Genomic DNA, 25304 nt, shown 5'->3' on the forward strand with positions numbered 1-25304 from the left:
CGCGTATGGCGACGCCCATCCAGATGCCCAGCCTTTCCCCGACGATGAAGGAGGGGAAGATCGTCAAGTGGCTGAAGAAGGTGGGAGACAAGATCTCCTCCGGAGACGCCATCGCCGAGGTGGAGACGGACAAGTCCAACCTCGAGGTGGAAGCCTTCGACGACGGCTACCTCATCCAAATCGCCGTGCCCGAGGGCGAGGTCGCCACGGTGGGTGCGCCCATCGGCTACCTCGGCGCGAAGGGTGAGAAGGTCACCGGGGGGGCGCCCGCGGCTCCGGCGCCCCAGAAGACGGAGGCCCCCCAGGCCGCCGCGCCCAGGCCTCCCGAGCAGGCCCCGGCCCCCGCCGCCAGCGGCGCGGGCGAGGGGATTGCCATCCTGATGCCCAGCCTTTCCCCGACGATGACGGAGGGGAAGATCGTCAAGTGGCTGAAGAAGGAGGGGGACAAGGTCTCCTCCGGGGACGCCATCGCCGAGGTGGAGACGGACAAGTCCAACCTCGAGGTGGAGGCGTACGACGACGGCACGCTCGCGCGCATCACCGTGCAGGCGGGTGACATGGCCAAGGTCGGCGCGCCCATCGCGTTCCTCGCGCCCAAGGGCGCCAGGGCGGGGACCTCCGCCCCGGCGGCCGCGCCCCAGGCTCCGGCCGCTCCGAAGGCTCCCGCCGCCGCGGCTCCGTCCGCGCCCGCCGGGGGCCAGGTCGTTCCGCTGCGCCGCGAGGCTCCTGCATCCGGCGGTGGTGGCCGGCTGCGCGCGAGCCCCCTGGCGAAGCGCATGGCCCAGGAGCGCGGGCTGGACCTGGGCCAGGTGCGCGGCACCGGCCCGCTGGGCCGCGTGGTGAAGCGCGACGTGGAGCAGGCGCTGGGCCAGGGCCTGGCGAAGGCCCCCGCGCAGGCGCCGGCGGCGAAGAAGGCCGCGCAGCCGGAGGTTCGCGCCTTCGGCACGCGTCCGGAGCCGCAGGCGGTGCCCATGTCCTCCATGCGCAAGGTCATTGGCCAGCGCATGACGGAGGTGAAGCCCGGCGTGCCGCACTTCTACCTCACGGTGGAGGTGGAGATGGACGCCGCGGTGAAGATCCGCGAGGAGGCCAAGGCGCTGGACCTCAAGGTGTCCGTCAACGACATCATCGTGAAGGCGGCGGCCATCGCGCTGCGCCGTTCACCGAAGATGAACGTGTCGCTCCAGGGCGACCAGGTGCTGCACTACGGCACCGTGGACGTGGGCATCGCCGTCGCCATCGAGGACGGGCTGATCACCCCCATCATCCGCGACGCGGACCTCAAGGGCCTGCAGGCCATCTCCGCCGAGTCCCGCGACATGGCGGAGCGCGCCCGCAAGCGCGCCCTGAAGCCGGCGGAGTACACGGGCGGCTCGCTCACGGTGAGCAACCTGGGCATGTACGGCATCGACCAGTTCATCGCCGTCATCAACCCGCCCCAGTCCGCCATCATCGCGGTGGGCGCCGTGGCGGAGAAGGCCGTGGTGCGTGACGGCCAGCTGGCGGTGCGCAAGATGATGACGGTGACGCTGTCGGGTGACCACCGCGTCATCGACGGGGCCACCGGCGCGGAGTACCTCCGCGAGCTGAAGGGGCTCCTGGAGCACCCCTCGCGGCTGCTGTTCTAGCGGTCGAGCGGCCCGCCGCCTCCGCCCCCGTGTGACACGCGCGGGGGCGGGGCGCGGCCTTCAGGCTACTCCCGCGTCGGCTCGTCCGACTCGACGTCCTTCTCCAGCTTGCGCTGGGCCTCCGTCACCTCCGCCTGGTCCGCGCGGCGCGTGCCCGTCTCCAGCTCCTCCTCGTGCTCCTGGCTGCGGCCCTGGATGCCGGGCCACGGCTCCGGGCGCGTGGCCTCCACGTGCTTCACGGGCTTCACGTCCTCGTCCTTCTTGTTCGCCATGGTGCGTCACTCCTCCCCGGAGTCCGGGGTGTTTGTCTGCGCTCCGTGGCGGTACGGTGGGATGCCCACGCTGGCGAGGCCACCCGGTGGGATGGAGGGGCAGAGCGCCTGTCTGCCTGACTCCCTTCGGACGGCGAAAAAAGGTCGGCAGCCGAAGCGGTTCGCTGCTTAACTTCTCACTCAATGAACGACGACATGACTCGCGAGCGCCTGGGACTTGGACTGCGGGAGGTGGAGCCTTCGCCGGCGCCGCTGACTCCGACGGTGTCCCTGGCGCACTCGCTGCAGCAGGCGCTGCGCGGCGCGGTGTACCCGCTCACCGCGGAGCAGCTGGTCTGGGTGGCGCGGGAGAACGAGGCGCCCTCGCACGTGGTGTCGCTGCTGGGCTCGCTGCCCCGGGGGCGTTTCCCCTCGGTGGACACGGTGGCCCTCGCGCTTGGGAACGCCTCCCTCTGAGAAGGAGTGCTCTGTGCGACGTTCGATTCCGGCCTGGGTACAAGGTACCCCCAGGCGCGCGGTCGGACGTGCGCGTTATGTTCGGCGCGACCAGCCTGTCTTCCGGATGAGGAAGCCATGGTCTGGAGGAGCTCCATGAACGCCTCGGACCTGCCCGCCGTGCTGTACGTGGACGACGACGCCCTCAACCTGAGGGTGTTCGACGCCAACTTCGGGCAGCGGTTTCGCATCTTCCGGTGCTCGTCCCCCAACGAGGCCCTGGCGCTGCTGGAGCAGCGGCGCGGGGAGATTGGCGTGGTGCTGTCGGACCAGCGCATGCCGGGGATGACGGGCGTGGAGCTGTTGGAGCGCGCCCGCACCATCGCGCCGGACGCCAAGCGCATGCTGGTGACGGCGTACGCGGACATGCAGGCCGTCATCGACGCGGTGAACCGCGGCCAGGTGACGCGCTACTTCGTCAAGCCGTGGGACCGCGCGGAGCTGCTGGCGGCGCTCGAGGACGCGCTCAAGATCGCCCGGCTGGAGCTGCGCATCCGCGAGGTGGAGGGCCGGATGATGAAGTCCGAGCGCCTGGCCACGCTGGGGCAGGTGACGGCGGGCATCGCGCACGAGCTGATGGGGCCGGTGGGCTACCTCACGCAGAACGTGTCATCGCTCCAGCGCGACATGGAGCGGGTGGTGCAGTACGTGTCGCGGCACCTCGCCACGGATCCGGACGCGGAGGTCTCCGCCACCATCGAGGACCTGCCGTCGCTCATCAAGGACCTGTCCGAGGGCGCCAGCCACCTGCGCGGGGTGGCGCTGGGCCTGCGCGCGCAGGCGCGCGGCGAGGACATGGAGGCCACCGCGGACGTGGCGGAGGTCGTCTCCTTCGCGGTGAAGCTGGCGCGGGCGGAGGTGCGCGACCGGGCGCGGCTCAGCAGCAGCGGCGAGCCCATCCGCATCGTCTTCGGGCCTGTGAAGCTGTGCCAGGTGCTGCTCAACCTCATCGTCAACGCGGCGCAGGCCATGGAGGGCACCGGCCGTCCGGGCCGCATCGACGTGCGGTGGGAGGCGCGCGACGAGGACGTGGTGCTGTCCGTAGTGGACAACGGGTGCGGCATCCCCGTGGCGCTCCAGGAGCGCGTGTTCCAGCCGCTGTTCACCACGAAGCCCGTGGGCATCGGCACGGGGCTGGGCCTGTCCATCTGCCGCGAGCTGGTGACGCAGTTCGGCGGTCAGCTCCGCCTGTCGTCCACGCCGGGCGAGGGCACGGAGATCGAGCTCACCTTCAAGCGAGCCCCGCTCCCTTGAGCCCGAACGCGTTGTGCAGGAGCCGCCACACCCGGTAGAGGGTGTCGCTCTCCTGCGGCCGCACGTTCCGCACCAGGAGTGCGCGCCGGGGTGCGGCCTCCGGGCCGTATTCCACCACGAGTGCGTATCCGCCCTTCGGCGGCTGGACGATGTGCACCGCGCGCACGTCGTCGAAGGGGAAGACCTCCGTGCGCGCCGCGCCCGGGGCCCACGCGAGCGTCTCCAGCCGCAGGGACTCCGTCTTGAAGTGCAGCACGAAGCGGCGCCGCCGGAGCCGCGCCTCCGTCACCAGCGCGGCGCCCACCAGGCCCCCCGCCAGCACGAGCATGAGGGACGCCGGGCCCGGCGTCCGGGCCGCGTCCAGGATGAGCAGCAGCAGGCCCCCCCCCGTGCACACGGCGGCCAGGGCCACGAACAGCGTGGGCAACAGGCGCAGCGTCCAGGCCGGGGGGAGGGACTCCCCCACCAGCCGGCCCCCGTCGTAGAAGAGCCGCACGTCGCCCAGCCGCGGCGGGACCCGGTTCTCCCGGAGCGCGTCTTCGAAGCTCACTGCGCGAGCATAGTGGGAGTGACTGTTTCCCACCCTCGAAGTTGTCCGTGAGCTGTGCGATCCTCCCAATTCATGGATCTCCCGTTTGAGACCGGTGAAGGTGAAGGGGAAGGGCGGGGGACGCTCGCCTCGAAGGTGCTGCTGGTGGATGACGAGCCGGTGGTGCTCGACATCTGCGTGCGCCTGTTGGGGCGGGAGGCGGACCTCATCGTCTCTCCCGTGGGCAGCGCCGAGGAGGCGCTCACCCTCCTGAAGGACCAGCGCTTCGACGTGCTGGTGACGGACAAGAACCTGCCCGGCATGGGCGGGGTGGAGCTCATCGCGGAGGCGCGGCGGATGCAACCCGCGCTGGAGGCGGTGATGATCACCGCGTACGCCAGCTCCGAGTCCGTCATCGCCGCGTTCGCCGCGGGTGCCAGCGACTACATCGTGAAGCCCTTCGACGACCTGCGGGTGCTGCGCGCCAAGGTGCGCGCAGCCCTGGAGCGCCGCTCGGAGCGCGTGCGCACGCGCGACGGCGCCCGGGAGATGGCCCGGCAGGCCGCCGCGCTGCTGGACGCGGGCCGGGACGCTCCGGAGCCCGCGCATGAAGCGCTGGAGATGGAGCTGCGCAACTACGAGCAGGCGGTGCGCATGGGCCACGGCGGCAGCGTCGCGGTGGTGGGCAGCGCCGAGGCCGTGAAGGTGCTGCGCGACGCGGCCTTCGAGGTGGTGGAGCTGCCGCCGTACTCGCCCCAGCTGGAGAACGCGGACGTGGTGGTGGTGGAGACGGGGGACCCGCAGTGGCACACGCTGGCGGAGCGCCTCCAGGGCCGCTCCCCGGACGTGGTGCTGCTGGCCGGCGCGGACGCGGACCTGAGCGACCTGCTGGAGGCCATCACCCTGCGCATGGACCTGGTGGGCTACGGCCAGTCGAACGCCGCCCGCGTGCTGCCGGAGAAGGTCCGCATGCTGCTGATGCGCCGGGGCATCCAGCGCGCCCAGCAGCGGCTCACCGCCGCCCTGGACACCTTCCGCCAGAGCATCTCGGCCGTGTCCTGAGACGGGAACGCGCCTGGCGCGGGGGCGGCCGCCGGGCCGCGTCCATGTCCAAGCGCGGGTGCTCAAGCCCGCAAAGCGAAACGCCCACCTTCGTTTCCGAAGGTGGGCGTCTCAGTGTGACCCTGCCGGGATTCGAACCCGAGTTTGAGCCGTGAGAGGGCTCCGTCCTAACCACTAGACGACAGGGCCGGCTTGTTTCCCTACAACCGCGTCGTTTCTGCTCCTGCTTCCTACATTCTCCGTTTTGCTTCGTCAACCGGAGATTTTCAGCTGGGGAACTAGGATTCGAACCTAGATAAGCAGAGTCAGAGTCTGCTGTCCTGCCGTTAGACGATTCCCCAAGGTGCTGCTTGCTGCTGCGGTGTTGCGGGCGCTTCTACTACCGACTTCTGCTGCCGACTTCAACTACTTCGTTTTCCTGACCGGCCTGGCGTCGTTCTTCTTCGCCGGCTTCGCCGCCCCCTGTAGCGGGACGACGTAGATGCGAACCTCATCGTTCGCTTCGTAAATATTCAGCCCCTCGAAGTTCTTCCCGGAGGGGTTGGAGATGTGCACGGCCTTGACGCCCGGCTGGTTGACGATCGACCGCCTCGGGTAGCTCGAGGTGGGGTAGACGTTCTTGTAGTAATCGAGCGTCGCGTCGAAGTCTCGCGAAGCCCGGTACCTGTTTTCGCCCACCTTCTGGGCACCATCCGGAATCTGGGCGCCGTTCACCAGCTCGGCGCCCGAGGCCGTTGCCCAGAGGGCCAGCAGCACCGCCCCGAGCGGGCGCGCCTTATAGAAATGGGGTCGCAGGCTGTCAAGCGGTCGCGTCATCGCCGGCCAAGATAGGGCCCGGCGATGCCCGCGTCCACCGTCAATCTCACGCCCCGCGAGCGAGCGCCGCGTCGATGCGCCGCAGGGCCTCGTCGCGCCCCACGAGCAGCAGCGTCTCGCCGATGCCGGGGCTGGTGGTGTTGCCGGTGATGGCCACGCGGATGGGCTGGGCCACCTTGCCCATGCCCACCTGGGCGGCCTCGCTCACCGTCTTCACCACGCCGTCCAGCGGCTCCACCGTCCAGGAGGGCAGGGCGGCCAGCTTCTCGCGGGCCTGGCGCAGCAGGTTCAGCGAGTCCCCGCCCAGGTGCTTGGCGGCGGCCTTCTCATCCAGGGTGACGCCGCTCTGGAAGTAGATGGTCGCGGTGTTCGCCATCTCCTCCAGGGTGCGCGAGCGCTCGCGCAGCGCGAGCACCAGCGGCTCCAGGCGCGCGTCGCCCTTCGCCTGGAAGCCGCGGGCCTCCAGGAAGGGGACGAGCCGCTCCGCGACCACGGCCGGGGGCAGCAGCTTGAACCACTGCTGGTTGAGCCACTGGAGCTTCTCCGGGTTCCACACGCCGGAGGTGCTGCCCACGCCGTCGAAGTCGAACCACGCCACCATCTGCTCGCGGTTGATGACCTCGTCGTTGCCGTGGCTCCAGCCCAGGCGGATGACGAAGTTGAGCAGGGCCTCCGGCATGATGCCCGTGCGCTTGTGCAGCATCACGTCCGCCTCCGGATGCTTGCGCTTGGAGAGCTTCTCGCGGTCCGGCCCGAGGATGAGCGGCAGGTGCGCGAACGCCGGCGGCGTCCACCCCAGCGCCTGGTAGAGCATCAGCTGGGGGAAGGTGGAGTTGATGTGCTCCTGGCCGCGCGCCACCAGGGTGATGTCCATCAGGTGGTCGTCGATGACGCAGCCGTAGTTGTAGAGCGGGATGCCGTCCGCCCGCATCATCACCCAGTCATCCAGGTCCGAGTACGGCTTGGTGATGGTGCCCAGCACCTTGTCGTCGAAGGACACGGTGCCCTCACCGGAGGGCATGCGGAAGCGGATGACGGCGTCCTCCCGCTTCTTGCCGGGCGGCGGGGCCTTCAGGTCGCGGCAGGTGCCCTCGTACTTGTATGACCCCGGACCCTTCTCCTTTTCCACGGCCTCGCGGCGCCGGGCGATCTCCTCGCGGGTGCAGTAGCACCGGAAGGCCTTGCCGGCCGCGATGAGCTGCTCCGCGTGCGCGCGATAGGTGTCCAGGCGCTGGGTCTGGAAGTAGGGCCCGTACTTCGGGTCCTCCTTGCCGGGGCCCTCGTCCCAGTCCAGGCCCAGCCAGTTCAGTCCGTCGAGGATGGCCTGGACCGACTGCGGCGTGGACCGCTCCTGGTCCGTATCTTCCATGCGCAGGACGAAGGTTCCGCCGTAGCGCTTCGCGTAGAGGTAGTTGAAGAGCGCGGTACGGGCGCCTCCGATGTGGAGGTATCCAGTAGGTGACGGAGCGAAGCGGACGCGGGGTTTTGACGGAGCCATGAGCAGGCGCGCGATAGCAGGACGGGTGCACGAGGGTCAACGCAAGCCGCCCGCTTGGGGTTAGGCTGCGCGGGCAAGGAGACTTTCCATGTCGATTCGACACGCGGTTCGCATGGTGGTGCTGGCCACCCTGCTCGGAGGGCTGCCGGTGGGGGCCACCACGATGTTGAGGGTGGACGTGTCGCAGATGGCGCAGACGTCCGACGCCGTGGTGCAGGGGGTCGTCCGGCGCGTGCAGAGCCGCTGGAGCGGGGACAGGCGCCGCATCGTCACCGACGTGGAGATCCAGGTGACGGAGGCCCTCAAGGGGCAGGCCGGCGGCACGGTGCTCGTCACCCAGCCGGGCGGCCGGGTGGGGGACATCGGCCAGGTGGTGAGCGGCCTGGCGTCCTTCTCCGAGGGCGAGGAGGTCGTCGTCTTCCTGGAGAAGCGCGGCGCGGCCGCGTTCCAGCTGTCCGGCATGGCGCAGGGCAAGTACCAGGTGCAGCGCGCCGGCCCGGGCGCCATGGCGGTGCCGGCGTCCACCGGGGACGCGGTGCTGATTGATCCGAAGACGCGCCAGGAGACGGTGTCCGACGCGAAGACGGTGACGCTGGAGGAGCTGAAGGCCGCCGTGCGCGCGGCGGTCCAGGCGCAGCAGGCGGCGCCCGCGAAGAAGGGGACGAAGTGATGGGGGCGCTCGCGTCGTGGGTGGTGCTGGCGGCGGTGATGGGGCAGAGCTCCGCGCCCTACGTGCGCAGCCGGGTGACGCCGGGGGATGAGAGCACGCAGTGCCTGTACTGGACGCAGTCGAGCATCACCTGGCAGCAGAGCACCGTGGGCAACCCGAAGGTGACGAACCACACGGAGTTCGACGCCATCACCCGCTCGTTCCAGAGCTGGGAGGACATCTTCGCCGGCTGCGGCAACCTGACCCTGAAGGAGGGCGCGCGCGTGAACTCCCGGGCGGTGGGCTACAACCGCTCCGGCGACAACATCAACCTCATCCTCTTCCGGGGCCGCGCCTGCCGCGACGTCGTGGACGCCAACGACGCCTGCTTCACCCAGGACACGTGCGCGAACACGTATGACTGCTGGGATGACAGCACCGGCACCATCGCCATCACGCTGACCACCTATGATCAGCGCACGGGCGTCATCTACGACTCGGACATCTCCTTCAACGCCGCGCAATTCAACTTCACCACCGGCAACGGCGGGCCTTGCGGCATCGTGGCCACGCCGGACTGCGTGGACACGGACGTGCAGAACACGGCCACCCACGAGGTGGGCCACTTCGTCGGCCTGGACCACACGCTGGCGACGGGCTCCACCATGAACCCCAGCGCGCCTCCGGGCGAGACGTCCAAGCGGGTCATCGACTCCGGCTCGCGCGACTTCGTGTGCACCGCGTACCCCAAGGGCCTCGCCAGCCAGCCCTGCTTCCCGGTGCCGGACAGCGGGAACGGCAACGGCAATGGTGACGGCGACGACGATGGCTGCAGCGCCGCCGCGGGAGGGCTGGCGGTGCTGCCGCTGCTGGCCGCCGCCTCGCTGCTGGCGCGCCGCAGGCGGAGCATGAGGTGAGCGGTCGCCTGCTGCTCCTGGGGATGCTGTTGTGCGCGGGAGCGGCGGGCGCGCAGCAGGACTACAAGCGCACGCTCGTGCCGGGCCGGCCGCTGTGCCTGGTGTGGCCGGGGCGTGACTACGTCTACCACCTGGACGCGGCCGGCAGCGCGCGCACGCCCGGGGACACGGAGGTCGCCGCCATCGAGGCGGCCTTCGACGCGTGGCGGGCGCTGTCCGCGACGTGCAGCGACTTCCGCTTCATCCGGGGCGAGGATTGGACGCGCTCCGTCGAGGTCGGCTACGACGAGGCGCACCCCTTCGACAACTACAACGTCGTCACCTTCCGCGAGCGCAACTGCCAGGACGTCGCCCCGCCCGACGACGCGTGCTGGGGAGAGGAGACGTGCGGCAACGTCTACCAGTGCTGGGCGCACGGGGGCGCCACCATCGGGCTCACCACGTCCTCGTTCAGCTTCAGGGACGGCGCCGTGGTGGACTCGGACATCGAGCTCAACGCGGCGGAGACGGACTACGGCCCCAGCTTCCTCTTCACCACCGTGAACGGCCCGCCGTGCACCGGAACGCTGTCCACCGACTGCGTGGCCACGGACGTGCAGAACACGATGACGCATGAGCTTGGCCACGTCGTCGGGTTGGATCACGTCTTCTCCGCGGGCTCCACCATGGAGGCCACCGCCTCGCAGGGTGAGACGTCCAAGCGGGTCATCGACGCGGGCTCCGCGGCCGGCTTCTGCTCCACGTATCCGCGCGGCCTGCCGCCCGCGCAGTGCCGCGCCCCGGAGGATCCGGGCGTGAAGCGGGTGGCGGACGGGAAGGGCACGGGCTGCGGCGCCGCCGCGGGCGGTCCGGGTGTGGCCGTCGTGCTGCTCTGGAGCGTGGCGCTGCTTCGCGGGAGCAGGCGCCCGAGGGCATCGTCGTCCGGCCTCCCAGGCACTGCCCGGGGGGCGATGCGCGGTTAGATTCCAGACGTGGCTGTCGCCTTCTTCGACCTGGACAGGACGCTGCTCGCCGCGAACTCCGCGTCGCTCTGGGTGCGCCGCGAGTTGGCCCTGGGCCACATCTCCCGGTGGGAGGCCCTGCGCGCCAGCCTGCTGCTCGCCCGCTACCACCTGGGCTTCGTGGCCATGCGGGACGTGCTCGTGCGCGCCACCTCGCTGCTCACGGGCCTGGAGGTCAGCGACCTGGAGGCGCGCTCCGCGGACTTCTACGCGGACGCCGTGCGCGGCCAGTACCGCCCCGGCGCGCTGGCCGCGCTGGAGGCCCACCGCGCGGCAGGAGACCGGCTGGTGCTGCTGACGTCGTCCTCGGGCTACCTGTCCGACCTGGTGGCGCGCGAGCTGCGCCTGGACGGCGTGCTGTGCAACCGCTTCGAGGTGGACGCGGCGGGGCTGCACACGGGGCGCCCGCTGGGCGAGGTCTGCTTCGGCGAGGGCAAGCGCTTCTACGCGGAGGCCGCCGCGAAGGAGGCCGGCGTGCCGCTGTCCGCGTGCGCCTTCTACACGGACTCGTACGCGGACCTGCCGGTGCTGGAGGTGGTGGGGCGCCCGGTGGTGGTGAACCCGGACCGCCGCCTGCGCCGCGAGGCCCGGCGGCGGGGCTGGCCGGTGGTGGACTGGGGCGTGCCCGCCGGAGGCGCCGCCCCGTCCGTCCCACCAGCGCCGCCGCTCGTGCCCTCCACCGGCCCCTGAGGGGCGCGGCGGAGCGGCCCTCGACGCCCGCTCAGCGGCGCGGGGACACGAGCCGCATGGTGAAGGTGTAGTCCACGTTCACCGGACGGCCCTGGTACTGGATGGGCTTGTAGACGCGCGACTGGAGCGCGTCGAGCACCGCCTTGTCCATGTGCGGCACCATCTTCAGGATGCGGCAGTTCTCCACGCGCCCCTTGGTGGTGATGGTGCAGCGCACCGCCACGAGCCCCTCCGCCTTGATGGCGAGCGCCTCGCGCGTGTAGGCGATGTCCCGGCCCTCCTCCACCAGCACCGGGCGCTCCATGGCGTCGTTGAAGGGGATGACGGCGTTCGGGTTGACGGGCGCGAGCGCTCCGGTCGTCAGCGACGGCACCGCGAGGCTGCCCGCCGCGCTCACCGGCGCCGCGGCCGACGCGCCCACCTCGCCGAGGGCCTTCTCCGACGTGGTGGCGGGGACGGCCGCCGCCGTGGCGGGGGCCGGGCTCGCCTGCAGCATCACCGGCGCGGCCAGTCCACCCGGCGTCGCCGGGGCCACGTTCTCGAAGTCCTCGGGAGTGGAGGCGGTGGCCAGGTCCACGCGGCTCGGGCGCTCACCGCCGCCCCGGCGCCTGGTCAGCTTCTGGGACAGCACCACCTCGCCGGAGCCGCCGGTGATGATGGTCTCCGTCTGGTAGCCCTCCAGCGCGAAGGTCAGCTCCGCGGTGATGCTGCCCTCGCTGCCCAGCGGCAGCTCCATCACGAAGGGGGTGACGCCCTTCTCCTTGCCCTTGTAGTAGACGCGCGCGCCGGACGGCTGGCTCATCAGCCGGAAGCGCACCTTGCCGGGCACGGGCGCCGCCGCGGGGGCCTCCGGCGCCGGGGCCTGCGCCGTGGGGGCCGCGGCCTGGGGCACCGGCTGCGCGGGCTTCTCCTCCGGGCCGCCGCCGCGCAGGAAGAACAGCGTGATGCCCACCAGCCCCGCGACCATCACGCCGCCGAGCGCGCCCATCATGAGCGTGCGCTGGCGGGCGCGCTGCACGTCCGCCGGGACCTCCACGCTGATGTCCACCGCGAGCCCGCCGTCCGCGGGCTCCGCGTTGCCCACGTTGGCGAACAGCGGGGACGCGTAGGGGCCCGTCGTGGGCGGTGAGGGATAGGGCCCCGTCGTCGTGGCGCCGCCCAGCCGGCGGAACACGCCGCTGTTGCCGCCCGCGGCCATGTGCGCCTCGCGCAGGCCCTCCAGCAACTCGTCCATCGTCTGGAAGCGCCTCGCCGGATCCTTCTCCAGGCAGCGGCGCACCACCATCTCGATCTCCGGCGGCACCGGGAGGTCCGGGCGCACGGACTGGAAGGTGGGGGGCGGCTCCTTGTAGTGGGCGAAGATGAGCTCGATGTGGTCGCGCGCGATGAAGGGCGGCCGACCCATCAGCATCTGGAACATCATGATGCCCAGCGAGTACACGTCGCTGCGCGCGTCCGCCACGTTGCGCGCCTGCTCCGGCGCCATGTACTGCGGCGAGCCCAGGAACGTGCCGTTCTGGGTGATCTCGGGGCTGACCGGCCCCTCCTGCTGCGGCGCCACGGACTTCACGAGGCCGAAGTCCAGGACCTTCACCAGGTCCTGATCCGCCTCGTTGAGGATCATGATGTTCGCGGGCTTCAGGTCGCGGTGGATGATGCCCAGCGCGTGCGCCTCGCGCAGCGAGCGGCACACCTGCTGCGCCACCGACACCGCGCGCGCCCAGGGCAGCGGCCCGGCCTGGCCCAGCACCTGCGCGAGCGTGCGGCCCTCCAGGTACTCCATCGCGATGTAGTAGATGCCGTCGTCCGTCTGCCCGTAGTCGATGACGGTGACGGTGTTCGGGTGCCGCAGCTTCGACGTCAGCGACGCCTCGCGCAGGAAGCGCTTCTGGAAGCCGGGGTCGCGGGCGCTTGGGAAGTTGGGGTTGAGCACCTTGAGCGCGACCACGCGCTCCAGCGGCTTCTGCAGGGCGCGGTACACCTTCCCCATTCCACCTACGCCCAGGGGCTCCAGAATGCTGAAGCGGCCGTTCAACGTCCGGCCGATGAGCGGATCCGTTCCCGGGGCCTCAGGGCTCGGGGAATCGCTCTTGATCATTCGTATCCCCTCGAAGCTGCGTGCAGCATGGTTTCTCCGGCAATGGCAGCGCACCCGCATCCAACCACAACTCACCGGTGGGGCGCATCCGGAGGGGGTCCGGAATCCACCACGTCGGGGCAAGCGCGACCCCGGTCGCAGGGGGGGATGTGAGTCGCGACCTTCGGGCAAGCCCGCATTGCTTTGGGCGGGGCTCCCGGATTACGGTTTTTCTCCCTGCCTGCCATTCGGTGGGCGGAGTTCTTCAGATGGCCGAAACCCCCAGAGTCCCCGTTCCCACGCAGGTGCGCCGGGTCTCCGTACAACAGCGGTTGAGCGCGCTCGAGGCCGAGCAGAACCAGCTGCGCCAGGAGCTCGCCTCCTTGCAGGGCGAGGTCCGGCTGCCCGGCCTCTACCTGACCGTGGAGGCGGGCAACACGGCCGCGCTCGTGCCCGCGAAGCTGGTGCAGGAGGTGGTGCGGCTGGTGGCGATGGATCCGCTGCCAGGCGCGCCGGTGCACGTGCCCGGCTCGTTCGTGTACCGGGGCACGCCGGCCGTGGTGGTGGACCTGGCGCGGCTGCTGGGCGTGAAGCGGACGCCGGACCTGGACTCGCTGCTGGTGGTGCTGGACGTGGGCCGGCTGGTGGCGCTGCTGGTGGACCGGGTGCGGGACCTGGTGGAGGCGCCGGCGCTGGTGGATGGCTCGCAGGGCGGCGAGGAGAAGATGCCCTGGGACGGCACGGGGCTGATGGCCGGGCTGTGCCGCACGCCGGAGGGGCTGCGTCCGCTCCTGCGCACGAGCGTGCTCCTGAGCGGGACGGAGGGCCTGTGAGCGACGGGCTTCTCGACGACGCCACGCTTGCGAAGGTCGAGGAGGTGCTCCAGGGCGCCTGCGGCCTGACGCTCGCGAGCAGCCTGCGTCGCTCGCTGGAGCCCGCGGTGTCGCGCGCGGCGCTGTCGCGCCAGATGTCCGAGCCCGCCTTCCTGCGCCAGCTGCTCCTGCGCGAGCCCACGGCGGTGGAGGCGTTCATCGAGCACGCCGTCATCGGCGAGACCTACTTCTTCCGCCACCCGGAGCACCTGCGCGCGCTGGCGACGCGGGCCCGGCAGCACCAGGGCGGCCCGTTCCAGGTCTGGAGCGCGGGCTGCGCGAGCGGCGAGGAGCCCTACAGCATCGCCATGGCCCTGATGGCCGCGGGGCTGGGCAACGGCGGGCGCTTCCGCGTGCTGGCGACGGACGTGTCCGGCCGGGCGCTGCAGCGCGCGAGGGCCGCCGCGTACAGCCCGTGGTCGCTGCGGCGCATCGAGCCGGAGCTGGAGAAGCGCTTCCTCGTGCCGCACCCGGGCGCGTCCGGGTCGGACTCGCAGCACACCGTGGCCCCGGAGGTCGTGCGCACGGTGGACTTCCGCCGCCACAACCTGGCCACGGACGCGGTGCCGTTCCTGGGCTTCCACGCCATCTTCTGCCGCAACGTCCTCATCTACTTCACGCCGGAGCTGGTGCGCGCGGTGCTGAGCCGGCTGGTGGGCGCGCTCGCGCCTGGCGGCCTGCTGTTCGTGTCGCCCGCGGAGGTGCCGCTCACCAACGGCATGGGGCTGGAGACGCTGGACGTGGAGGGCACCCCCGTCCTGCGCCTTCCCCTGGAGCAGCCGTGGAGCGCGGGCGAGGCCGCGTCCTCGCGTCGCGACGCGCCGGGGGCCTTCGCCGCCGCCTCGCTCCGCCAGGACACGCCGGTGCCGGGCAGCCTGCGGCTGGAGCCCCGCCATCCCACGCCCGTGCCCCTGTCGGTCGCCGTGGCGCGGGCGTCCCGGCCGGCGCCGGTGACGGAGGCCCCCAAGGCGCGGGCCTCCACGCCGGCCGCGCGCGCGGCGCAGGACGCGGGCCTGCTGACGCAGGCGCTGGAGGCGGCGCACGCGGGGCACTTCGAGCAGGCGGAGGCGCTGGCGCGCGAGGCGGCGCGGGCCCTGTCTCCAGAGGCGTACCTGCTGCTGGCGATGGTGGCCGAGTCGCGCGGCGACCTGGACGCGGCGGTGGAGGCGGTGCGCAAGGCGCTGTACCTGGAGCCGCAGCTGGCCCTGGGACACGCGACGCTGGTGGCGCTCTACAGCCGCCTGGACCGGCGCGAGGACGCGGAGCGCGCGCGGCAGAACGCGCTGCGCGCGCTGGATGGATTGGATGACGAGCACCCGCTGCGAGGCGTGGAGACGATGACGGCGGGGGGCCTGCGGCAGGCGCTGACCCCCCGCTCTTCGCAGATGGGCTGGCAGGGCGCGCGCTGAGAGCGCAGGGCGTGCCGGTACACGTGAGGTGGGGACAACGTGGAAGCGAAAGGTTTGAAGGTGGCGTCGCCTGAAGGGTCGGATTCGACCAGGCTCAGCCTGCGGACGAAGATCCTCGGAGGCACGGGCATCTTCGGCGTCGTGCTGGTCGGCATCCTGACCTTCGCGTTCTGGATGCAGATGAGCGACGGGCTGCTGGACGAGCTCACCAAGCGCTCGCGCGCGGTGGGCATCGGCATGGCGTTCAGCGTGGCCGCGTCCGCGGCGGCGAGCGACGCGGCCATGCTCCAGCTGGGCACGGACGCGGCCCTGAAGAGCGTGCCGGACATCGCGTACATCGTCGTGCGCGACGCGAGCGGCAAGGTGCTGGCGCGCTCCGCGGACGAGCGCTTCTCCACCGCCGCCGCCGTGGAGCCCGCGGACGGCGACTCGGTGGTGGACCGCCTGCTGACCGTGGGCACGCTGCCCGTGGTGGAGACGACGGCGCCCATCGTCTTCGGCCCGCCGGGCGGCGCGCTCAAGCGCGTGGGCACCGTGCAGCTTGCGCTGGACCGCGAGGCGCTGGCGGAGGCGCTGTCCTCGAGCACCTGGCGCACCGCCGGCCTGGGCCTGCTGGTGCTGGTGCTGGGCCTGCTGGCGGCGGCCGGCATGGCCAGCCTCTTCATCGTGCCCCTGGAGCGGCTGGCCCGCGCGGCGGTGGGCATCGCCGCGGGGGACCTGCGCCAGCAGATCGACACCACCGGCACGGACGAGATCGGCGAGCTGGCGCGCAGCTTCGCCACCATGGCGGACGCGCTGGTGCACCTGCTGCACGACCTGCGCGGCGCGGCCACGGACCTGGAGCACGAGGCCGCGGGCGTGCTGGCCACGTCCACGCAGCAGTCCGCGATGGCGCACCAGCAGGCGTCCGCCATCAACGAGACGAGCACCACGGTGGCGGAGATCGCCCAGACCTCCAAGCAGGCCACGTCCTACGCGGACGCGGTCATCGCGCAGACGCAGAAGTCGGAGTCCCTCAGCACGCAGGGGCAGAAGGTCGTCGCGGAGAGCGTGGAGGGCATGGAGAAGCTGGGCGAGCAGGTGCGGGCCATCGCCCTGGCCATCACCGACCTGAACGAGCGCACGCTGCAGATCAGCGACATCATCGGGCAGGTGAAGGACGTGGCGGAGCAGTCCAACCTCCTGGCCCTCAACGCCTCCATCGAGGCGGCGAAGGCGGGCGAGCACGGGCGCGGCTTCGCGGTGGTGGCCACGGAGATGCGCACGCTGGCGGAGCAGTCCCGCATGGCGGCGGAGCAGGTGCGCGTGCTGCTGGGCGAGGTGCAGAAGGGCACGCGCGTGGCCGTCACCACGACGGACGAGGGCAGCCGGCGCGCGCAGGCGGCCATGGACCTGGCGCGGGCCGCGGGCTCCACCATCATGGGCCTGTCGGAGGTCATCCGCGAGTCGTCGGGGGCGGCGCGGCAGATCGCGGGCAACACGCGGCAGCAGACCATTGGCGTGGAGCAGATCGCCACGGCGATGGGAGAGTTGACGTCCGCCATGAGTGATTCGGTGGAGGGCACGCGGCGCATCGAGCAGGTGGCCGGCAACCTCTCCATCTTGTCGAAGCGCTTCTCTGAACTTGTAGGCAGGTACCAGCTATGAACAGCAACGTGACGGGTGGGGCACGTAAGGCGGCGAAGGTGCTCATCGTGGAGGACACGAAGACCATCACCAACCTCCTGCAGGTCTACCTGATGGGGTGGGGGCTGGACTTCCTGGACGCGCCCAACGGCGCGGTGGGGCTCAAGCGGGCGCGGGAGCAGAAGCCGGACCTCATCATCTCCGACGTGCAGATGCCGGAGATGGACGGCTTCGCGCTGTGCGCGGCCATCCGGGGCGACCCGAAGCTGCACGACACGCCCTTCATGCTGCTCACGTCGCTGAAGGACGACGCGAGCCGCCAGAAGGGGAAGCTGGTGGGCGCGAGCGCGTTCCTCAACAAGCCGGTGTCCGTGGACGACCTGCGCTCCAAGGTGCGGGACATCCTCAAGCTGCCGGCCACGAAGTACTGAGCCGCCGCCCATGTCTACCGAAGACCGCAAGCTCTTGCCCATCGACTTCGAGGAGCTGAAGGCCTCGCTCGACGCGGCCCAGATGCTCCTGGAGGGCGCCACGGTGGTGAGCGCCCACAAGCGGCGCGAGGTGCTGCACCAGCGCGCGGTGGCGCTGGCCAACTCGCGCCACGAGGCGCGCCAGGAGGTCGTCACGGTGCTCGCCTTCCACGTGGGCGGCGAGCGCTACGCGGTGAAGATCGACTTCGTGGACCACGTGCTGGAGGCTCGCGGGATGTGCTCGCTGCCGGGGGCGCCGCGCCACGTGCTGGGGGCGCTGTTGTCGCGCTCGCGCATCGTGCCGGTGCTGGACCTGCGGCAGCTGCTGGGGCTGGAGGGCGGGGGCATGTCCGACCTGAGCAAGGTCGTGGTGGTGGAGGTGGAGGAGGAGGCGTTCGGGTTGGCGGCGGAGGTCGTGGACGGACGGCTGGAGTTGCCGCGCGCGGAGCTGTCCCAGCCGCCGCCGGGCCCGTTCCTGTTCCTGACGACGGATCGACTCACGGTGCTGGACCTCACACAGCTGGGCAACCCGGCGGCCGCGCGGCGCGGCTAGAGGGGACTGGGGTTTCATGGATCCGCAGTTGCTGCGCAGCATCTGGCCGGTGTTCGCCGCGGAGACGCGCGAGCAGATCCAGGCCATCGGGTCGAAGGTGCTGGGGCTGGAGCAGCCTGCCAGCGCCCGGGAGCCGGACCTGCTGCCGTCGCTCAAGCGCGTGGTGCACAGCCTCAAGGGCTCCGCGGCGAGCCTGGGGCTGGACGACATCGAACGCATCGTCCACGCCATCGAGGACGGGCTGTCCCAGGTGAACGCGGACCAGCCCATCTCGCGCGGCGCCGTGGAGGCGATGCTGCGGGGCCTGTCCGCCATCGAGAGCGCCCTCAACCGGGGCGACGCGGGCGAGCAGCCCGCGGTGGACGGCGTGGCCGCGCTGCTCAAGGCCCTGGGCCACGAGGAGCCGGCCGTCTCCGCGTCCGACGCCGCCGCGAGCAACGGTCCGCTGGGCGAGGACGGGCTGAAGGCGCTGGAGGCGCTGGAGGCGGCGCTGGGCACGCTGGTGTCCCCGAAGGTGGAGGACCGGGCGGGCGCGGTGCGCGCGGCGGTGGACCAGGCGCACGCCCTGCGCCAGAGCGCGGAGGCCGTCCAGGCGGAGCAGGTGGCCGCGCTGGCGGAGGCCGCGGCGCTGGGCTTCACGCGCATGGAGGAGGGCGGGGACGCGGCGGGACAGGCGGCGTCGGAGGTGGCGGGCGCGCTGGTGGACCTGCGCACGGCGCTGAGCGTGGCGGAGGAGGCCGCGCCGGCCCCCGCGCCCACGCCCGTGAAGTCCACGTCAGGCCCCTCGGCGAAGCCCGCGGCGCGCGCTGCGGCCGCGGCGCCAGAGGGGCGCGGCGGGGCGGTGGACCGCGCGGTGCGCGTGTCGGTGAAGACGCTGGACTCGCTGGCGCTCCAGGTGGAGCACCTGGTGTCCGGGCGGTCGCAGCAGGGGCGGCGCTCGGAGGGCTTCCGGTCGCTGACGGATCAGGCGCACGAGGTGCTGCTGCACCTGGAGCGCGCCGCGTCGCAGCTGGCCATGTCCGGCGGCGGGTCCGCGCTGGAGCCGCTGCGCACGGGCCTGGGCCTGATGCGCACGATGCAGAAGCGGCTCCTGGAGCACGCGAAGGAGGCGCACCGCGACGGCGAGCAGCAGGCGCTGGTGGCCCAGGTCATCCGCGACGACCTGCGCGACCTGCGCATGGTGCCGGCCTCGCAGGTGCTGGAGCCCCTGCGCCGCACGGTGCGCGAGACGGCGTCCCGCCTGGACAAGGAGGTGGCGCTGGAGCTGGGCGGCACGGACGTGCGGCTGGACCGGCGCATCGTGGACGCGCTGAAGGATCCGCTCGTGCACCTGGTGCGCAACGCCATCGACCACGGGCTGGAGTCGCCCGAGGCGCGCAAGGCGGCGGGCAAGTCGGAGACGGGCCGGCTGGTGGTGCGCGTGGAGGCGCGGGGCACGCGCGTGGGCGTCATCGTGGAGGACGACGGCGCGGGCCTGGACCCCGTGCGCGTGCGCGCCACGGCGGTGCGCCGGGGCCTGATGAACCAGGAGGCGGCGGACAAGCTGTCGGACGCGCAGGCCGCGCGGCTCATCTTCCAGCCGGGCTTCTCCACGCGCGACGAGGTGACGTCCACCTCGGGCCGCGGCGTGGGCCTGGACGTGGTGCTGGCCACCGCGCAGCGGCTTCAGGGCAGCGCGGACGTGGAGTTCACCCCCGGCAAGGGCACGCGCTTCATCGTGGACCTGCCGCTCACGCTCGCGGCGGCGCTGGGCCTGCTGGTGCGCACCGGCACCATGGTCACCGCCATCCCCTCCGACGCCGTGAAGCGCGTGCTGCGGCTGGACGCGGACGACGTGGGCACGGTGGCCGGGCGCGTGGTGGCGCGGCTGGACGGCGAGCAGCTCACGTTCCTGTCGCTCGCGGAGGCCATCGGCCTGCCGCGCATGCCGCTCGCGCTGGATTCGGGGCGGCGGCAGACGGCGGTGCTCCTGACCCTGGGCGAGGAGCGCGTGCTGTACGCCATCGACGAGGTGGTGGGGCAGCAGGAGCTGGTGGTGCGCTCGCTGGGCAAGCACCTGCGGGACGTCACGCACCTGGCGGGCGCGGCGGTGCTGGACGACGGCCGCGTGGTGCCGGTGCTCAACGCGCCGGAGCTCTTGCGCGCGGCCAAGCCGGACACGCGCACCTCCACGGGCGAGTCCAAGCTGCCGCGCATCCTGGTGTGCGACGACTCGCTCACCACGCGCTTCGCGATGAAGTCCCTGCTGGAGATCGCCGGCTACCCGGTGGTGACGGCGTCGGACGGCGAGGAGGCGTGGCAGGTGCTGGAGCGCGTGCACTGCCACCTGGTGGTCAGCGACTGGCAGATGCCCCGGCTGGACGGCGTGGGCCTGGCGCGGCGGATCAAGGGCCACCCCATGTTCCGGCGCACGCCCATCATCCTGGTGACGTCGCTGGACAGCAACGAGGACCGCGCGGCCGGCCTGGAGGCGGGCGCGGACGGCTACCTCGTCAAACGCGAGGTGGAGCGCGGCAAGCTCCTGGAGCTCGTGCGCCAGCTGCTGCCCAGCTCCGCCGCCTGAGGCGGGGCAGGGAAGGGCAGGCGGGAGCCCACGACGCCCCGGCCTTCGCCTGCTGCGAGGAGCGGGGTGGACCCGGGGGAAGACCCCTGCGTGCCTTCCGCCCGGCGTCTCCTGCCTGCTCGGGCCCTCAGCGGTGGGCGGGGGCGGGAAGGGCCTCATCCCCGGGCACCCGCAGGGTGAGCTCCAGGCGGGGCTCCACGGCCACGGCCAGCGTGCCTCCCAGGCGGCCCGCCAGCTGCCGCAGCACCGCCTCCGCGCGCGCCGGCAGGGCCGCGCCAGGGCACGTCCGGACGCGCAGGAGCCAGTGGGAGGACTCCAGGGCCGGGCCCAGGTGGACGTCCACGGCCACGGCGCCCGCGGTGCCTCGGGCCAGGGTGCGCGCCAGGAGCTCCCAGTCCGCGCGGGTGCCTCGCACGGGCACGGTCCGCTCCCCGGGCAGGCTCAGGGATGAAGTGGCGCGGCCTCGCATGGGCGCGAACGCCTTCGTCAGCACGGGGCGCAGGTCGTCCAGGCCCGGCGCGGGGGGCGACAGGCGCCGGTCGATGAGCTCCTTCTGGTCCGCGGCGACCTTGGCGATCCGCTCCAGGTAGCGCTGTGCCTGCGCGCTCAGCGGTCCGCCGGTGCCCTTGAGCAGCATGTCCACGTAGCCCTTCATGACCATGAGGGGCGTGCGCAGGTCGTGCGCCGCGCGCGAGCGCCGCCTGTCCAGCGCCTTCACGGTGCGCTCCAGGCGCAGCTTCGCTTCCAGCAGGCGGGCCTGCCGCGCGCCCTGGGCCACCTCGCGCGCGTGCGCCGCGAGCAGCGCCGGAGCGAACGCGCTGAAGCGCGCCACCACGTTCCGCTGCGACGTCGCCAGGGGCGCCGGCCAGACCTCCAAGACGGAGGGCCGCTTCGTGGTGCCCGTGTCCCTGGCTTCCGCGCGACGGGCGGGGACGTTGCCCACCTTCATCACGCACACGCGTCCTTCATAGAGGGCCGCGCCGGTCGCGCCGGTCAGCCGCATGGACGCCTTCAGGAGCGCCTCCAGGCCCGCTCGCGTTCCTCCGCGCAGCGCCTGCTCGGCCACCGCCGTCAGCGTCGTTTCCATCCTTGCATCGAGGTCGTCCTCGATGCGCCGCCCCATCCAAGCCCCAGCCCGCACGTGCCAAGGAATGGCCATGCCCCGCGAGAGGCGCAACGGCTCCATCGGGGAGCACTTCCGTTCCGCACCGGGCAGCAATCCTTTACCCACGGCGGGTGGATCAGGCGGACATTTTTACCGCCGTACGGGCAGGGCCCGCGCGCCAACCCCTTGCTCTTGCTGGGAAAAGGTTTTGGCCAGCCGCTTGCTATCACCTGCCCCCGTGAGGCTGGGCGGGAAGGGGCGGATGGGGACTCTCGATTACTACGCGGCGATGGCTCGCATGGCGCCGGGGGCGCTCGCGAAGAGCGCGGTGCGCCGGGTCCAGGGCGTCGCACGGCAGGCGCTGTACCGCCGCCGGGAGCAGGTGGACGAGGCGCAGCTGCTGGCGTCCTTCGGCGCCACCCGCGCCGAGGACCTGGTGACGCTCGCGCTGGATCACCGCACGTCGCGCGCCTGGTGCGAGCTGTCGCAGCGCGAGTCCGCCCGCGCCGCCATCGAGAGGCTCCCGGGCGCGAAGGCGCGCACGCTCGAGCGCGCCGCGCGGGCGCTCCGTCAGGAGTGGGACGTCTTCGGCACCCGGGTGTCCTTCGGCGAGGGCAGGGCGGTGGACTGGTCCCTGGAGCCGGTGAGCGGCCGGCGCTATCCGGTGGCCCCCGTGGAGCGCATGCCGCTGCACGTGACGGGCATGGATCCGAAGTACCCGTGGGTGATGGGCCGGCTGGACAGCGCGCTGGCCCTGGCCCAGGGCGCGTGGGTCGCGGGCTCGCAATCCGACCGCTCGCGCCTCGCCGCCGCCTTCGTCTCGCAGACGCTGGACTTCCTGCAGGCGAACCCCGTGGGCATGGGCGTCCACTGGACGTGCCCCATGGAGGTCGGCTTGCGCGCGGCGAACCTCGCGCAGGCGCTGGCGATGTTCGCGGACGCGCCGGAGGTGCGCCGTCCGGAGTTCCTGGTGCCCGTGCTGGGCGCGCTCGCGGAGCACTGCGCGTGGGTGGAGGCCCACCTGGAGGACACCGGCGCGGTGCCCAACAACCACCTCGTCTCCAACCACGTGGGGTTGGCGGTGGTGGGGCTGCTCTTCCCGGAGCTGCCCGGCGCGCCCCGGCAGGTGGCGCTCGCGGCCCACGGCCTGCGCGCGCAGATGGAGGCGCAGGTCCACCCCGAGGGCACGTCCTTCGAAGGCTCCATTCCCTACCACCGCCTGTCGGTGGAGCTGTTCACGCTGGCCTTCCTCGTCGCGCGCGGCGCGGGCGTGTCGCTGGGCCCCGCGTATGAGGCGCGGCTGCGGTTGATGTTCGTCGCGACGCGCGCGTGGTCCTCGGAGGCCGGCCTGGCGCCGCAGATTGGCGACAACGACAGCGGCCGGGTGTTCCCGTTCCAGGACCGGGAGGACCGCGACCACGGCTACCTCGCGGGGCTGGGCGCGGCGCTCTTCAACGACGCGGGCCTGGGCGGCGGCGTGTTCCCGGACGAGGCGGCGTGGCTCCTGGGCGAAGCGGGCCTGGCGCGCTTCAACGCGCTGCCCGCGGCCCCTGCGCCCACGTCGGTGAGCTACGCGGAAGGCGGCTTCCACATCTTGCGCGGTGAGGGGGTCGTGCTCACCGTCTCGGCCGGAAAACAGGGGCAGCGGGGCGTCGGAGGACACAGCCACAACGACAAGCTTTCCTTCGAGCTCCACCTCGAGGGCCGTCCCGTCATCGTCGACCCCGGCACGGGCTCGTACACGCGGGATCCGGCCCTGCGCAACGCGATGCGGAGCACCGCGGCGCACAACACGCTTCAGGTGGATGGGGCGGAGCAGGCCCCGATGGATCCGGCGCGGCTGTTCGCGCTGCCGGAGGACGCCCGGGCGCGCGTCGTGGCCTTCCAGCCCGGCGCGAAGCACGACCGGCTGGTGGTGCGCCACGACGGCTACCGCCACCTGCCGGCCCCGGTGGGAATCGAGAGGACCTTCTTCCTCGACCGGCACGTGCGCGCGCTGGCCGTGGGGGACCGGCTCGTCGGAACGGGCCGTCATGAGGTGGTGGGACGTCTGCACCTGCCGGATGCGCAGGCGCGGTGGTGCGAGCCCGCGACGGAGGTGCTGGCGCGGGCGGGGCGCGTGCAGGAGGGCCCGGAGGCCTTCGAGGCGCGGGCCCTGGAGATTGGACCGGCGGATGCACCCGCGGGCTGGGTGCTCTTCGGGCGGGGGTTGGAGACCTCGCTCGTTCCGTCGCGCTACTCGCCCGGATATGGGCGCGTGGTGCCGGCGGTGTCGGTGGAGCTCCGGAGGCAGCTGACGCCTCCGGCATGGTTGGGGTGGGTGTTCGTCTTCAGGTGATTGGTGTGGGTCGGGACGTGTGAGCCGCCGAGGCCGCACGTCAACTGCTGGGAGTAACGACAATGCGCGTGATGGTTGGCAACCCGTTGCTGGGTCGGATTCAGAATCGGGAAGCGAAGGTGGGCGTGGTGGGGCTCGGGTACGTCGGTCTTCCGCTGGGCATGGCGTTCGCGGAAGCAGGCTTCCCGGTCACGGGGCTGGACGTCGACCAGCGCAAGATTGAGAAGATTGGCAAGGGTGAGAGCTACATCAAGCACATCCCCAGCGCGCCGCTGGCGCAGCTCACCACCGCGGGCAAGCTCAAGGCGACCAGCGACTTCGCCAGGGCCCGCGAGCTGGACTGCGTCGTCATCTGCGTGCCCACGCCGCTGACCGCGTCGCGTGAGCCGGACATGACCTTCATCATCCAGACGGGCGAGGCCCTGGCGCCGCACGTGCGCCCCGGCCAGCTCTTCATCCTGGAGTCCACCACCTACCCGGGCACGACCGAGGAGGTGCTGAAGCCCCTGCTGGAGAAGAACGGCCTCAAGGCGGGCGTGGACTTCTTCCTGGCCTTCAGCCCGGAGCGCGAGGACCCGGGCAACAAGGGCTTCAACACCAAGACGATCCCGAAGGTCGTGGGCGGCTACTCGCCCGCGTGCCTGGAGGTCGCCACCGCCCTCTACGGCAGCGCGCTGAAGGAAGTGGTGCCGGTGTCGTCCACGCGCGTGGCGGAGCTGGCCAAGCTGCTGGAGAACATCTACCGCTGCGTGAACATCGCCATGGTCAACGAGATGAAGATGCTCTGCGACCGCATGAACGTGGACGTGTGGGAGGTCATCCAGGCCGCCAGCACCAAGCCCTTCGGCTTCCAGCCGTTCTACCCGGGCCCCGGCCTGGGCGGGCACTGCATCCCCATCGACCCGTTCTACCTGACGTGGAAGGCGCGCGAGTTCGAGTTCCACACCAAGTTCATCGAGCTGGCCGGTGAGGTGAACTGGCAGATGCCCTACTACGTGGTGCAGCGCACGATGGAGGCGCTCAACAAGAACAAGAAGGTGCTCAACGGCGCGAAGGTCCTCTGCATCGGCGCGGCGTACAAGAAGGACATCGACGACTTCCGCGAGTCCCCGTCGCTGCGCGTGATGACGCTCCTCAAGGAGAAGGGCGCGGACATCGCCTACCACGACCCGTTCGTGAAGGAGCTGCACAAGGGGCACGGCTTCAACATGGAGATGAAGTCCGTCCCGCTCGACCCGGAGACGCTCAAGCAGTACGACGCGGTGATGATCCTCACGGACCACTCGCACATCGACTACAACGACCTGGTCCAGCGCTCGAACATCGTCGTCGACACGCGCAACGCCACCAAGAACGTCACCCAGGGCCGCGAGAAGATCGTCAAGGCTTGAGCCTGTCGCCCACGGGCCATGCGGGCAGGAGGGTCCTCGCTTCACGCCAGGCCGCGTGAGGGGAGGGCCCTCGCCGTTTTTCTGGCTAC

At 71.7% G+C, this 25304-nt stretch carries 22 protein-coding genes and 2 tRNA genes; 16 read left to right on the forward strand and 8 right to left on the reverse strand.

Annotation, left to right across the window (positions count from 1 at the left end):
* The first annotated feature begins 5 nt into the window (after positions 1-5).
* Complete coding sequence (locus U8525_RS04460) at positions 6-1628, forward strand: pyruvate dehydrogenase complex dihydrolipoamide acetyltransferase (protein WP_374261579.1); 1623 nt, start codon at positions 6-8, stop codon at positions 1626-1628.
* Positions 1629-1693: 65 nt separating this feature from the next.
* On the opposite strand, the gene U8525_RS04465 is transcribed toward U8525_RS04460, so the two are convergent.
* Complete coding sequence (locus tag U8525_RS04465; protein WP_374261581.1) at positions 1694-1900, reverse strand: hypothetical protein; 207 nt, start codon at positions 1898-1900, stop codon at positions 1694-1696.
* A gap of 195 nt (positions 1901-2095) precedes the next feature.
* Between U8525_RS04465 and U8525_RS04470 the strand changes: the two genes are divergently transcribed.
* The gene (locus U8525_RS04470; protein WP_374261583.1) at positions 2096-2356 is read left to right on the forward strand and encodes a DUF2795 domain-containing protein; all 261 of its coding nucleotides are present in this window, start codon (positions 2096-2098) and stop codon (positions 2354-2356) included.
* Positions 2357-2491: 135 nt separating this feature from the next.
* Positions 2492-3649 carry a sensor histidine kinase gene (locus U8525_RS04475; protein ID WP_374261585.1) on the forward strand — a complete coding sequence of 386 codons (1158 nt, stop codon included), beginning with the start codon at positions 2492-2494 and terminating at the stop codon, positions 3647-3649.
* Here U8525_RS04475 and U8525_RS04480 read toward each other — a convergent pair.
* Complete coding sequence (locus U8525_RS04480) at positions 3627-4199, reverse strand: hypothetical protein (RefSeq protein WP_374261587.1); 573 nt, start codon at positions 4197-4199, stop codon at positions 3627-3629. The two genes, U8525_RS04475 and U8525_RS04480, sit on opposite strands and share 23 nt — an antisense overlap.
* Positions 4200-4271: 72 nt before the next feature.
* On the opposite strand from U8525_RS04480, the gene U8525_RS04485 reads away from it, so the two are divergent.
* Positions 4272-5240 carry a response regulator gene (locus U8525_RS04485; protein ID WP_374261589.1) on the forward strand — a complete coding sequence of 323 codons (969 nt, stop codon included), beginning with the start codon at positions 4272-4274 and terminating at the stop codon, positions 5238-5240.
* A gap of 117 nt (positions 5241-5357) precedes the next feature.
* Here the strand turns inward: U8525_RS04485 and U8525_RS04490 are convergent.
* From U8525_RS04490 to gltX, 4 genes are all read right to left on the reverse strand, one after another.
* Positions 5358-5429: transfer RNA gene (locus U8525_RS04490), tRNA-Glu, on the reverse strand.
* Between the two features lie 81 nt (positions 5430-5510).
* Positions 5511-5581, reverse strand: a tRNA-Gln gene (locus U8525_RS04495).
* A gap of 64 nt (positions 5582-5645) precedes the next feature.
* Positions 5646-6056 (reverse strand): hypothetical protein, encoded by a 411-nt coding sequence (locus U8525_RS04500; protein ID WP_374261591.1) that lies wholly within the window; start codon positions 6054-6056, stop codon positions 5646-5648.
* Between the two features lie 46 nt (positions 6057-6102).
* On the reverse strand, positions 6103-7554 hold the full coding sequence (gltX, locus tag U8525_RS04505; RefSeq protein WP_374261594.1) for a glutamate--tRNA ligase: 1452 nt from the start codon (positions 7552-7554) through the stop codon (positions 6103-6105).
* An 88-nt stretch (positions 7555-7642) separates the two neighbouring features.
* Between gltX and U8525_RS04510 the strand changes: the two genes are divergently transcribed.
* From U8525_RS04510 to U8525_RS04525, 4 genes are read left to right on the forward strand one after another with little or no spacing between them, the layout of a single operon-like run.
* Positions 7643-8224, forward strand: a complete 582-nt coding sequence (locus tag U8525_RS04510; RefSeq protein WP_374261596.1) for a hypothetical protein — start codon at positions 7643-7645, stop codon at positions 8222-8224.
* Positions 8224-9120 (forward strand): myxosortase-dependent metalloprotease, MXAN_2677/MXAN_2678 family, encoded by an 897-nt coding sequence (locus tag U8525_RS04515; RefSeq protein WP_374262274.1) that lies wholly within the window; start codon positions 8224-8226, stop codon positions 9118-9120. Before U8525_RS04510 ends, U8525_RS04515 begins: the two co-directional genes overlap by 1 nt.
* A complete protein-coding gene (locus U8525_RS04520; RefSeq protein ID WP_374261597.1) occupies positions 9117-10082 on the forward strand; it encodes a myxosortase-dependent metalloprotease, MXAN_2677/MXAN_2678 family in 966 nt (321 codons plus the stop codon). Before U8525_RS04515 ends, U8525_RS04520 begins: the two co-directional genes overlap by 4 nt.
* A 9-nt stretch (positions 10083-10091) precedes the next feature.
* Positions 10092-10811 carry an HAD family hydrolase gene (locus tag U8525_RS04525; RefSeq protein ID WP_374261599.1) on the forward strand — a complete coding sequence of 240 codons (720 nt, stop codon included), beginning with the start codon at positions 10092-10094 and terminating at the stop codon, positions 10809-10811.
* Between the two features lie 31 nt (positions 10812-10842).
* Here the strand turns inward: U8525_RS04525 and U8525_RS04530 are convergent, their stop codons facing one another.
* Positions 10843-12909, reverse strand: a complete 2067-nt coding sequence (locus U8525_RS04530; RefSeq protein ID WP_374261601.1) for a TonB family protein — start codon at positions 12907-12909, stop codon at positions 10843-10845.
* Between the two features lie 248 nt (positions 12910-13157).
* Here U8525_RS04530 and U8525_RS04535 point away from each other — a divergent pair, with 248 nt between their 5' ends.
* Genes U8525_RS04535 through U8525_RS04560 form a run of 6 tightly spaced genes read left to right on the forward strand, consistent with a single transcriptional unit; the run spans position 13158 to position 20381 of the window.
* Positions 13158-13721 carry a chemotaxis protein CheW gene (locus tag U8525_RS04535; protein ID WP_374261603.1) on the forward strand — a complete coding sequence of 188 codons (564 nt, stop codon included), beginning with the start codon at positions 13158-13160 and terminating at the stop codon, positions 13719-13721.
* Positions 13718-15169, forward strand: coding sequence for a CheR family methyltransferase (locus U8525_RS04540; RefSeq protein ID WP_374261605.1), 1452 nt, complete (start codon positions 13718-13720; stop codon positions 15167-15169). Before U8525_RS04535 ends, U8525_RS04540 begins: the two co-directional genes overlap by 4 nt.
* Before the next feature lie 39 nt (positions 15170-15208).
* Positions 15209-16816: a methyl-accepting chemotaxis protein gene (locus U8525_RS04545; protein ID WP_374261607.1), complete on the forward strand. Its 1608-nt coding sequence runs from the start codon at positions 15209-15211 to the stop codon at positions 16814-16816.
* Positions 16813-17226, forward strand: coding sequence for a two-component system response regulator (locus U8525_RS04550; protein ID WP_014398150.1), 414 nt, complete (start codon positions 16813-16815; stop codon positions 17224-17226). The genes U8525_RS04545 and U8525_RS04550 overlap by 4 nt, the downstream gene beginning before the upstream one ends.
* A gap of 10 nt (positions 17227-17236) precedes the next feature.
* Positions 17237-17818, forward strand: coding sequence for a chemotaxis protein CheW (locus U8525_RS04555; RefSeq protein ID WP_374261610.1), 582 nt, complete (start codon positions 17237-17239; stop codon positions 17816-17818).
* A gap of 16 nt (positions 17819-17834) precedes the next feature.
* The gene (locus U8525_RS04560; RefSeq protein WP_374261612.1) at positions 17835-20381 is read left to right on the forward strand and encodes a response regulator; all 2547 of its coding nucleotides are present in this window, start codon (positions 17835-17837) and stop codon (positions 20379-20381) included.
* A 127-nt stretch (positions 20382-20508) separates the two neighbouring features.
* Here U8525_RS04560 and U8525_RS04565 read toward each other — a convergent pair whose 3' ends face one another.
* On the reverse strand, positions 20509-21468 hold the full coding sequence (locus U8525_RS04565; RefSeq protein WP_374261614.1) for a histidine kinase dimerization/phospho-acceptor domain-containing protein: 960 nt from the start codon (positions 21466-21468) through the stop codon (positions 20509-20511).
* A gap of 280 nt (positions 21469-21748) precedes the next feature.
* On the opposite strand from U8525_RS04565, the gene U8525_RS04570 reads away from it, so the two are divergent.
* Positions 21749-23824: an alginate lyase family protein gene (locus U8525_RS04570; RefSeq protein ID WP_374261617.1), complete on the forward strand. Its 2076-nt coding sequence runs from the start codon at positions 21749-21751 to the stop codon at positions 23822-23824.
* Positions 23825-23895: 71 nt separating this feature from the next.
* Positions 23896-25215 carry a nucleotide sugar dehydrogenase gene (locus tag U8525_RS04575; protein WP_374262277.1) on the forward strand — a complete coding sequence of 440 codons (1320 nt, stop codon included), beginning with the start codon at positions 23896-23898 and terminating at the stop codon, positions 25213-25215.
* Positions 25216-25304 lie beyond the last annotated feature (89 nt).

The sequence above is a fragment of the Corallococcus sp. RDP092CA genome (assembly GCF_041903675.1).
GTDB lineage: Bacteria > Myxococcota > Myxococcia > Myxococcales > Myxococcaceae > Corallococcus.